Origin of the sequence: Achromobacter sp. (assembly GCF_036567245.1) — a bacterium.
Classification (GTDB): domain Bacteria; phylum Pseudomonadota; class Gammaproteobacteria; order Burkholderiales; family Burkholderiaceae_B; genus Achromobacter.
In genome coordinates, this window is sequence record NZ_DATCUY010000144.1 from 1 (window position 1) to 9422 (window position 9422).

Annotated in this window: 11 protein-coding genes; 3 read left to right on the forward strand and 8 right to left on the reverse strand. The window is 64.7% G+C overall.

Translation table 11 applies throughout. From position 1 onward, the window contains the following. From VIR09_RS06425 to VIR09_RS06435, 3 genes are all read left to right on the forward strand, one after another. On the forward strand, nucleotides 1–259 hold a 259-nt coding region (locus VIR09_RS06425; RefSeq protein WP_332012114.1), incomplete at its 5' end, for a ribonucleotide-diphosphate reductase subunit beta. A gap of 421 nt (nucleotides 260–680) precedes the next feature. Continuing rightward, nucleotides 681–1364 (forward strand): histone H1-like DNA-binding protein, encoded by a 684-nt coding sequence (locus tag VIR09_RS06430; RefSeq protein ID WP_332012115.1) that lies wholly within the window; start codon nucleotides 681–683, stop codon nucleotides 1362–1364. Nucleotides 1365–1546: 182 nt separating this feature from the next. Next, entirely contained in the window at nucleotides 1547–2107 is a 561-nt protein-coding gene (locus tag VIR09_RS06435; protein ID WP_332012116.1) for a YggT family protein, read from the forward strand. Nucleotides 2108–2138: 31 nt separating this feature from the next. Here VIR09_RS06435 and VIR09_RS06440 read toward each other — a convergent pair whose 3' ends face one another. From VIR09_RS06440 to VIR09_RS06475, 8 genes are all read right to left on the reverse strand, one after another. Continuing rightward, the gene (locus VIR09_RS06440) at nucleotides 2139–3584 is read right to left on the reverse strand and encodes a D-alanine--poly(phosphoribitol) ligase (RefSeq protein ID WP_332012117.1); all 1446 of its coding nucleotides are present in this window, start codon (nucleotides 3582–3584) and stop codon (nucleotides 2139–2141) included. Between the two features lie 16 nt (nucleotides 3585–3600). Further along, a complete protein-coding gene (locus tag VIR09_RS06445) occupies nucleotides 3601–4728 on the reverse strand; it encodes an MBOAT family O-acyltransferase (RefSeq protein WP_059379054.1) in 1128 nt (375 codons plus the stop codon). 7 nt (nucleotides 4729–4735) lie between these two features. Then, nucleotides 4736–4945 (reverse strand): hypothetical protein, encoded by a 210-nt coding sequence (locus VIR09_RS06450; RefSeq protein ID WP_332012122.1) that lies wholly within the window; start codon nucleotides 4943–4945, stop codon nucleotides 4736–4738. Then, on the reverse strand, nucleotides 4942–6129 hold the full coding sequence (locus VIR09_RS06455; RefSeq protein ID WP_332012118.1) for a D-alanyl-lipoteichoic acid biosynthesis protein DltD: 1188 nt from the start codon (nucleotides 6127–6129) through the stop codon (nucleotides 4942–4944). The genes VIR09_RS06450 and VIR09_RS06455 overlap by 4 nt, the downstream gene beginning before the upstream one ends. Beyond that, nucleotides 6107–6346, reverse strand: coding sequence for an acyl carrier protein (locus VIR09_RS06460; RefSeq protein WP_332012119.1), 240 nt, complete (start codon nucleotides 6344–6346; stop codon nucleotides 6107–6109). The genes VIR09_RS06455 and VIR09_RS06460 overlap by 23 nt, the downstream gene beginning before the upstream one ends. Nucleotides 6347–6763: 417 nt before the next feature. Continuing rightward, the gene (locus tag VIR09_RS06465; protein ID WP_013391382.1) at nucleotides 6764–7267 is read right to left on the reverse strand and encodes a glycine zipper 2TM domain-containing protein; all 504 of its coding nucleotides are present in this window, start codon (nucleotides 7265–7267) and stop codon (nucleotides 6764–6766) included. Between the two features lie 195 nt (nucleotides 7268–7462). Next, nucleotides 7463–8404, reverse strand: coding sequence for a carbohydrate kinase family protein (locus VIR09_RS06470; RefSeq protein WP_332012120.1), 942 nt, complete (start codon nucleotides 8402–8404; stop codon nucleotides 7463–7465). 12 nt (nucleotides 8405–8416) lie between these two features. Then, on the reverse strand, nucleotides 8417–9422 hold a 1006-nt coding region (locus VIR09_RS06475), incomplete at its 5' end, for a DUF3426 domain-containing protein (protein WP_332012121.1).

Genomic DNA, 9422 nt, shown 5'->3' on the forward strand with positions numbered 1-9422 from the left:
AGCGGTCGAACTCGAATACGCTTACGCCGAAGACACGATGCCGCGCGGCGTGTTGGGCTTGAACGCACCTATGTTCAAATCCTACCTGCGCTTCATCGCCAACCGTCGTTGCCAGCAAATCGGTATCGAACCGCTGTACCCCCAGGAAGAGAATCCCTTCCCGTGGATGGCGGAAATGATCGACCTTAAGAAGGAACGCAACTTTTTTGAAACTCGCGTGATCGAATACCAAACCGGTGGCACGCTGAGCTGGGAGTAAAAGCAGTACGTCATCAGGCCCGGCGCGGGCACGCTCCAGATGCAAGGAGCGTCGCGTTCGCGACAGGCTTGATGATGTTCTCCCTGGTCAGGGTGTTTTGTCGCCGGGCCGCCCCAAGGCAAAACGCACCCCTTCGGGGGGCAGCAAGCCGAAGGCGCGGCGTGGGGGCATATCGAACACGTAGAACAAGCGGTCGGCGGCCTGTGATCAGGTCGCCTGCCGGCGCCATTTGAAATGGCTCGCGCCATAGGAGCGGGGGCCATATCAAATGGCTGTGCCGAATTCATTAGCGCAAACCGTAGTAGCTGTTGCTCGCACAGAACAGCGGCTTGCGCCGATGAATAGCCCGGGCACGATGCGCCGTTGGCGGATCGGGGCACGGGTTTAAGTTCTGGGACCCCTGAACCTAAGGAGCATGACCATGGCAACAGCCAAGAAAGCCGTAAAGAAAGCGGTGAAGAAGCCCGCCGCCAAGAAGGCAGTAGCGAAGAAGGCCGCACCGGCCAAGAAAGCTGCCGTCAAGAAGGTAGCCGTCAAGAAAGTCGCTGCCAAGAAGCCGGCAGTGAAGAAGGTTGCCGCCAAGAAGCCGGCAGTCAAGAAGGTCGCCGCCAAGAAAGCGGTAGCCAAGAAAGCCGTAGCCAAGAAGGCCGTCGCCAAGAAAGCGGTAGCCAAGAAGGTCGTCGCCAAGAAGGCCGTCGCCAAGAAGGCTGTCGCCAAGAAGGCGGTTGCCAAGAAGGCCGTCGCCAAGAAAGCCGTAGCCAAGAAGGCAGTCGCCAAGAAGGCCGTCGCCAAGAAAGCGGTAGCCAAGAAGGCCGTCGCCAAGAAGGCTCCTGCTGCCAAGAAGGCGGTTGCCAAGAAGGCCGTAGCCAAGAAGGCGCCTGCCGCCAAGAAGGCCGCTGCCAAAAAGGCCCCTGCTGCCAAGAAGGCTCCCGCTGCTGCCAAGCCTGCTGCAGCCAAGAAGCCTGCCGCCGCCAAGAAGCCCGCTGCGAAGAAAGCCGCTCCGAAGAAGCCCGTAACGCCGCCGTCCACGGCTGCCGCCCCGGGCGCGAAGACCGCGCTGAACCCCGCCGCGTCGTGGCCGTTCCCGACGGGTGGCCGTCCCTAATCAGGACGGTTCGAAGCGCTAGCTTCGCAGAGCCGCCTGGCCTAGGCCGGGCGGCTTTTTCATGTCCGCCCGGCCCGGAATCGGCCGGCCTCCCCAGAGGACTGCGAGCACGCGCTGCCTGCAGGCGATTTTTCACCTGGGCGTGCGACAATTGACTCCTCTTTTTCAGGGTGACCGTGTCCATGCTCGATGAAATCTTGCGCTTCCTTCTCGAAATCGTGTTCACGCTGTTCGGCGCGGCGCTGATTGCTCGCGCCTGGATGCACGCGATACGGCTGCACCCCTTCAATCCCTTGTCGCGCTTCATCTATCAAGCCACCAACTGGTTGGTGATGCCCCTGCGCAAGATCATTCCCGCCGGCAACAAGATCGACTGGACCAGCCTGGTCGCCGTATGGCTGTCCGCGCTGATCTATCTGGTGCTGGTCTGGCTGGTCGCGATCGGCGCGCTGATCCCAGTGGAATACCTGCCCAAAGCCATGGGCTCGGCCCTGATCATGGCCATCAAATGGGCGCTGAACCTGGTGGTGTGGCTGACGCTGATCCAGGCGGTGCTGTCATGGGTCAACCCGATGGCGCCCATGATGCCGCTGCTGCAGGCGCTGACCGCGCCCATGCTGGCCCCCATCCGCCGCCTGCTGCCACGCACCGCGATCGACTTTTCGCCGCTGGTGCTGCTGATCGTCGCACAGGTGCTGCTGATGGTGCTGTCCAACCTCAGTCAGCGCATGATGGGCCTGTAGGCGGCGGGGCGGCGCCCCGCCCCGCAGGGCCTTACGCCGGAATGCCGGCGTAGATCTCGACCAGCTTCTTGCGGTCGATCTTGTGGTTGTTCGACATGGGCAGCGCCGGACAGGCCACCAACTCGGACGGCACCATGTAAGGCGGCAGGCGCTGCGCCAACCGCTCCTTCCAGCCCGCCAGCGCGTCCGGCGCCAGCATGCAGGGCGCCTGTTCAGCCGCCACCCCCGCCACGAATCCGATCAAGCGCACCGCCGTGCCGTCGGGCCTGCGCAGCACCGCGCAGGCACCGCCCTCGACACCCGGCAGGCCGTGCAGCGCCTCGTCGATCTCGGCCAGTTCGATGCGATAGCCGTTCAGCTTGATCTGGTCATCCATGCGGCCGCGGCAGAACAGCAGGCCATCGCCCTCCATCTGGCCCAGGTCGCCAGTGCGAAAGGCACGGCGGCCGTCGGCGTAGGTGTAAAGCTTGGCCTCATTCAAATCCGGGCGGTTCAGATAACCGCGCATGACGTGGTCACCCACGATGCAGATCTCGCCTTCGTCCACGATCAACACGCTGTCGGGCTTGGCATGCCCCACCGGCAGCGGATCGTGCGCAGCCAGGACTGCGTCGGTGACCTCGATCCAGGTGGTCGCCACGGTGGCTTCCGTGGGGCCATAGGTATTCAGGATGACGGCGTCCGGGAAGCGCTGGCGCAGCTTTTTGGCCAGCGCCGACGGTAGCGGCTCGCCACAGAACAGGAAAGTACGCAGCGTGGGCAAGGCCACTGGCGAGAAATCGCGGTTGGCCAACTGCTGGTGCGCAAATGACGGCGTGGACACCCAGGCGGTGACGCCGTGTTCGGCCAGGCGGGCCATCCAGGCAGCCGGCGCGGCGATCTGCTCGCGCGCATTCAGCACGCAGCAGCCCCCTGCGGCCAGGGTGGCGAATACTTCGTACATGGACAGGTCGAAGCTGAACGGCGCCTGGTTCATGAACACGGGCGCCTCGCCCAAGCCGAAGCTACCCAGCATCCAGTCGCCCAGCAGGCCGACGCTTTCGCGGCCGATCTGCACGCCCTTCGGATCGCCAGTGCTGCCGGACGTGAACATGACGTAGGCCAGGCCGCGCTCGGCCAGCACCGCGCCCTCGCCGGGCGTGAAGCTGTCGCTGGCGGCATCGAACACGGCGGCGGCGCGAACGATCTCGACGATGCGGCGCAGGCGCTCTTGCGGATAGATGGTGTCCACCGGCACGAACGGCGCCCCGATCAGCAGGGCTCCCACCATGGCGACGAAGAACGAGGCCTCTTTGTGGCCATAGATGGCCAGCGGCACGTCCGGCGCCGCGCCATGCCTGCGCGCCTCCTCGGCCCAGGCACCGGCCTCGTCGCGCAATTGCGCCCAGCTCAGGCTGCGGTCGGCGGCAACGACGGCCGGCGCATCGGGCGCGCGCTCGCAATCAGTGAACTGGAAAGACTTCAGATCGAAACGCATGCCGAAACTCCCGGCGTCAGATGGGGCTGCGGCCGCTGAACACGTAAAGCGCCAGCGCAGCCAGAATCAGGGTGAGCACGCGCCCAAGAAAGCGCATGACGGGTTGCGCCAGCGCGGCCTGCAGGGCCGGACGGGTGCGGGCGGCGTTGATCAGCAGGTTGTGGCCTACCGAATACGCGCCGAACATCAGGCCGCTGACGATGTAGTGCAGCGACAGTCCGTTCCAGACGCCCATGGCCAGCAAGGTCGCGAAGATGCCGATGTTCTGCGCCGCCATGCGATGGCGTCCAAAGAACTTGGTCTTGCTCAACGCCTTGTAGATGGGCATGAACACCACGTCGCGCAGCCACTCCGACAGGCTGATGTGCCAGCGGCGCCAGAAATCCTGCGGGTTGAGCGTGGCCAGGGGATTGCGGAAGTTGATCGGCAAGGTAAAGCCGAACAGCATGCCGATACCGATCGCCATCGTGGAATAGCCAGCGAAGTCGAAGAACAGATAGGCGCTGTAAAGCGAGGCGTTGAGCGCCACGCCGGTGAACGAGTAGTCGTGCGCGTCCAGCGTCGCCAGGCCGTAGCGCCAGATCAGTTCGGCCACGCCGAACTTCTGGATCACGCCCAGCATGATGAGCTCCAGGCCGCTGAGCCAAGTGTTCAGGTTCACGCCTTCATAGCCGCGCTTCAGGTCCGCCTGGAAATTGCGCCAGCGGTACATGGGCCCGGCCAGGAGCGTCAGCGGGAAGAACAGATAGATGAAGTAGTCCAGCGGCGACACGCGCTCGTTGCGTTGCGCGAACAGCAGCACATCGATGGCGCGGAACGTGGCGAAGGACAGCCCCAGCATGGCGCCCAGGTGCGAAACGCCCGTCTTCACCAGCAGCAGCGGCGTCATGGTGATGATCACGGCCAGCCAGGTAGGGATGTAGTTGCGCCGCACGGCCCACAACGCGCTGCCGGAAATGGCCAGCAACGCGATGGGTTGATACGGCCGCGCCCAGAACACCGCCATCCACACGCCCAGGCAGATCACGCCGATGATGTGGCGGTAGCCGATCCGGAACGGCATGCCGAAGGAACGGTAGGCCAGCAGGCCCAGGCCGCCGCACAGGGCGCCGCCGAAAAAACTCAAGCTTGCAAACAATTCCATGGCGGGCTCAGAACTGTTGGTACTGGAATTCGACCTTTATCGGCCCGCCGCTGCCCGTGGTGGGCTGCGCCTGCAATACAAACACCAGGATCAAGCCGATATACAGGCACAGGTGCCAGAAGAAGCGGCGCCCCCAGGCGGCAGCCGCCTTGCGGGAATTCTGCGCTTCGTCGGCATGGCCGGCCTCAGGCGCGGCCGCGGGAAGAATCTTGCTCATCGGGAAAAGTACTCCGCAATGCCTTGATCGGCCATGGCCCAGCCGAGTTCAGCCAGGTGCATGTCGTCGCGCAGCATGCCCGGTTCGAACGGAATGCTGTAGAGATCCAGGCAGCCCATCTGATAGCGCTCGCACATGCCCGTGATGGCGGCCACCACCGGGTCGAAACGCTCCACGTCCAGGATGAGCTTGGGATTGAAGGGCTGGATGACGAAGTAGGCGCGAACCTTGCGCTTCTGCAGCAAGGCCATCACGCGTGACAGATCGCCGAGTTCCGCGCGGGTGATCGGATCGACGTCGGCGAACTCATTGCGGGCCGGAGAATACAGCGGCTCCAGGTACTGCTTGTAGTAATCGTCGCGCACATCGTAGGGATTGTGGCCGCCGAGGTCCTGCTCGACCGCGCGCGCCTGGTACGTCAGACGGCCCCACTGGCCCTGATCGAGGCGCGCGGCCGCCGGCCACGACACATAGCGGTGCGCGGGCACGGACAGCTTGCTGCGCGGACGGTCGGGCGCCGGCTCCTTGCGCGCATGCCACCACAGCGCCAGCTTGTCCTTCAGCTCCGCGACCTGACCATTTGCGATCAGCCACAGCAGGCCCCAGTTGGCGTTGTCGCTGATCCAGGTCTGCATCTGCTCGCGCGTGCTGGGCTGGTCCCAGAGACGGTCCCAGACCGGGCCGGTGACGTGCTCGGCGAACGCGCTGCGCGGCAACTGCCCGCCCGAGGCGAACCAGGCCGGCGACAGCATGATCACCAGCCGCGTATTGGGCGTGAGCGAATCCGCTACCGACTCCAGCACGCTGACGATGCCGTAGGACTGGAACATGGCATGGCCATAGGCCAGTGTCGGCACCTTCAGCTCTTCGGGAAAGAAGCGGTAAGGCACGAAACGCAGGTCGTGGCTGGACAATTCGGACGATCCCAGCACGACCAGCGTACCGTCGCTCAGGGCGTTGCCCAGGCGGTTCAGGTTGACGTGCTGGGTGCCCCAGTCCGGCCCCAGGTTGGGCAGGTAGTTGCTTTTGGCAGCCGCCAAGGCCGAAGGCGCCGACATGGGATTCACGACGCGGCTGAGCAGATCGTCCGCGCCGCAATACGTTCCCACCGCCAGAGCCACCGCCGTCGCGGCAGCCGCGACGTGAGACAACAGCCGGGTATTACGAAGTATGGGCAGCGACATAGCCGGCAAGCGTGCGGACCGACTGTAGGTGCTCCGCGATCTCGGGAGCCGGGATGCTGCAGCCGTACTCCGACTCGACCGCCAGCGTGATGTCCACGGCGGCGAGCGAATCGACCAGGCCGGTGGCAATCAACTGCGTATCGGGGGTGACTTTCTTCATGACGATCGACTCGACGATCTCGCCGATCCTGGTGTGGAGTTCTTGCTCGGTATGCATAGATAGTGCGGCGTTACGGGCCTGATTGGCCAAACATCCCCCGCCCCGGGATTCAGGACGACGAGATTACAAAGAAACGGCTGAAACCGGGCTGAAAACTCAGCCCCCCACGAACGACGTTTCAGATGCACTCAGTTACATGATTTTCGCACTGCGACGTCGATCGCAGGCGCAATCATGGCACTACGTTCGTGAAATCGCCATTGAACTTATGGAGGAAATGGCGAGAAAAGGCTGGCAAACGTAACGTTCGCGGGTAAATCCCCGGGCGCCGCGTTGCGGCCGAGCGACAGAATCTTACGCTTGCGCAACGGTACCTATGCCGCCCCGTTATGGGCCACAAGGCCGCCGACAATAAAAAAGCCCCCTGACGGGGGCTCTTGTCCAGCCGCGCCGCGAGCGGCGCCGGACTGGCGCTTACATCGGCGTGACGCGGGTCGGGCCCGAGCCGCTGATCACCTGCACGCGCTGGCCCACGCTGATGGGCACATCCGCTTCCTGCGCAACGACGCGGGTTTCGCCGTTGTCCAGGCGCACGGTGATTTCGTAGCCGGAGTTCTTGCCGGTCTGGTTCTCGATGGCATTGCCCGCCAGCGCACCCAGGATGACGCCGCCCACGGTGGCGATGGTGCGGCCGGTGCCGCCGCCTATGGCGTTACCCGCCACGCCGCCCAGCGCGCCGCCGGCAACCATGCCGACGCCGCTGGACTTATCGTTCTGGATCACGATGGGACGCACGCCGGTGACCGTGCCGGTACGGACGATCTGCTCGCGCTGCGCCTGGTCATAGCTGTAGACGCCGCTGGACGCGCTGCGGTTGGCGCAGCCGCCCAGGACCGCCATCGAGGTCACGACGGCGGCGATCGCCAGCCAGCGCCCCGCGCGCGGCGTCACCAAGGAAAAAGTTTTGCTTTGATTCATTTGGACTCCTCGATCGGCCATTGCCGACGATGTACTCATCATACCCCGGCCCGGAACGGGGGCCAGCGCAGCTGCAACACACTGAAACGCACCGCCAGAAGCTGAAAAAACCGGCCGGGAAAGGCGCCGGAACATGGCGCCTTAACCCCTCTCCAACGGTTCGACCACGGCGCAACTGCCGGGTTCCCGAGGAGTTCAGACAGGCAGATGGATGCCGTAGGTCGCATGCAGCACGGCGTCGATCTCGGTGCGCGACGGCGCGTGGTTCTGCGGTCCGCGCGAAGCGATCTTGATGGCGCCCATGACGTTGCCCAGGCGGCAGCTGTCTTCCCAGCTCCAGCCGCTGGTCAAGCCGTAAAGCAGGCCGCCGCGCTGCGCGTCGCCGCAGCCGGTGGGGTCCACCACCTGGGCCGCGCGCACCGGCGCGATCTGGATGGTCTTGCCCTCGGTCAGCAGCGTGGCGCCCTCCGCGCCGCGCGTCACCACCACGGCCTGCAGCGAGCGGGCGATGTCTTCCATGCTGCGGCCCGTGCGCTGTTCCACCACGCCGGCTTCGTAGTCGTTCACCGTCAGCGCCTGCGCCAACTTGAGCATGTGCTCCAGGTCCGCGCCGTCGAACAGCGGCATGGCCTGGCCCAGGTCGAAGATGAACGGGATGCCACGCTTATGCAGGCGCTCGGCGTGGGCAAACATGCCTTCCTTGGCGTCGGGCGCAACGATGGCCCAGGCCGCATCGGCGTCGCTCAGATCGTTTTCCGCCGCGTGCGACATGGCGCCGGGGTGGAAGGCCGTGATCTGGTTGTCGTCCAGGTCGGTCGTGATGAAGCACTGCGCGGTGAACGTGTCCGGAATCACCTTGACGCGGCTGACGTCGATGCCCAACCCGGCCATGCGCTCCATGTACTCGCCCGCGTCTTCGCCCACGGTCGCCACCGGCACGGGTTTGCCGCCCAACAGATTCATGTTGTAGGCGATGTTGCCGGAGCAGCCGCCGTATTCCTTGCGCATGCTGGGCACCAGGAACGACACGCTCAGCGATTGGATGCGGTCGGCAAGAATGTGCTCCTTGAAACGCCCTTCAAACACTGCGATGGTGTCGAACGCCATCGAACCGCAAACCAGGACTGGGGTTGCCATGCTAGTCATTCCTTAAGGAAAGAATTTATCGAGTTGGAAGCCATTGACCTGGACGCCAGTCACTTCAATGGGCACGGAGATCTTCAGTTTGACCTCGGGCGCGAAAGGACCGCGCAGTTGCTCAGGCGTCAGATAGTCTTCGGGCTTGAGCACGCGGCGCACCACCACCGTGTCGGACAGATCGTTCAAGTTCAGCACCAGCGCCGGCCAATGCTGCGGCTTGCTGTGGCGGTTGATCAGATCCACCGTCAGCACCAGGCGGCTGCGGCCGTCGTCGATCGCTGCGGCGCCGGTCGGCGGCTGCAGCGACGATGAGAGAATGTGGATGAGTTCCAAGCGGCGCGCATACCCCACGGTGCAGCCCAGCGGCTGGCACGCGGTCTCCAGCACCGGCCGCAGGATGGGCACGGAGTTGGCGATATCGGTGCGGTATGCATATACCAACTGCAGACCCAGCGCGATCAGGCCGATCAGGCAGGCATAACCCCACAACTTGCGCAGCAGGCCGTGGCGCTCTTCGCGGTCCTGGTCGAGGAATTCAGGCGGCGCGCGGCCCACGTCGGTTGCGCTGGAATAGCGCGTGCGCGTGTCGCCCAGCACTGGTTCGCCGGATTCTTCGGGGTCCGGGCCGGGATCGTCGCCGTATTCGTCGCGGTAATCGTCCCGATGCTCGTCGGTGTACTCGTTGTCGTATTCGTCGTCGCGCTCTTCGTCGCGCACGTCGCCGCGGGCACGGCCGATGGTAAAGGACGGCTCCGGATGCGCGACGCGCGAGGCGGTATCGGCGCGATAGCCGGGCTGAGGCGCCGCGGGAACAGTCCAGCGCGGCAGATCTTCGTCCTGGGCCACAACCTCATCGGCCGGACGATGACCGGCCCGGTGGGACGCAGGGCCATCGGCCCAGTCATCGACCGGGTCATCGATCAGATCATCGTCGTCGTCCTGCTCGCGCTCCTGCGCGCCGCGGGCCGGCTCCGCACGCCGGCGGATGTCGTCACGGCCGCGCAGCACGGCGGGC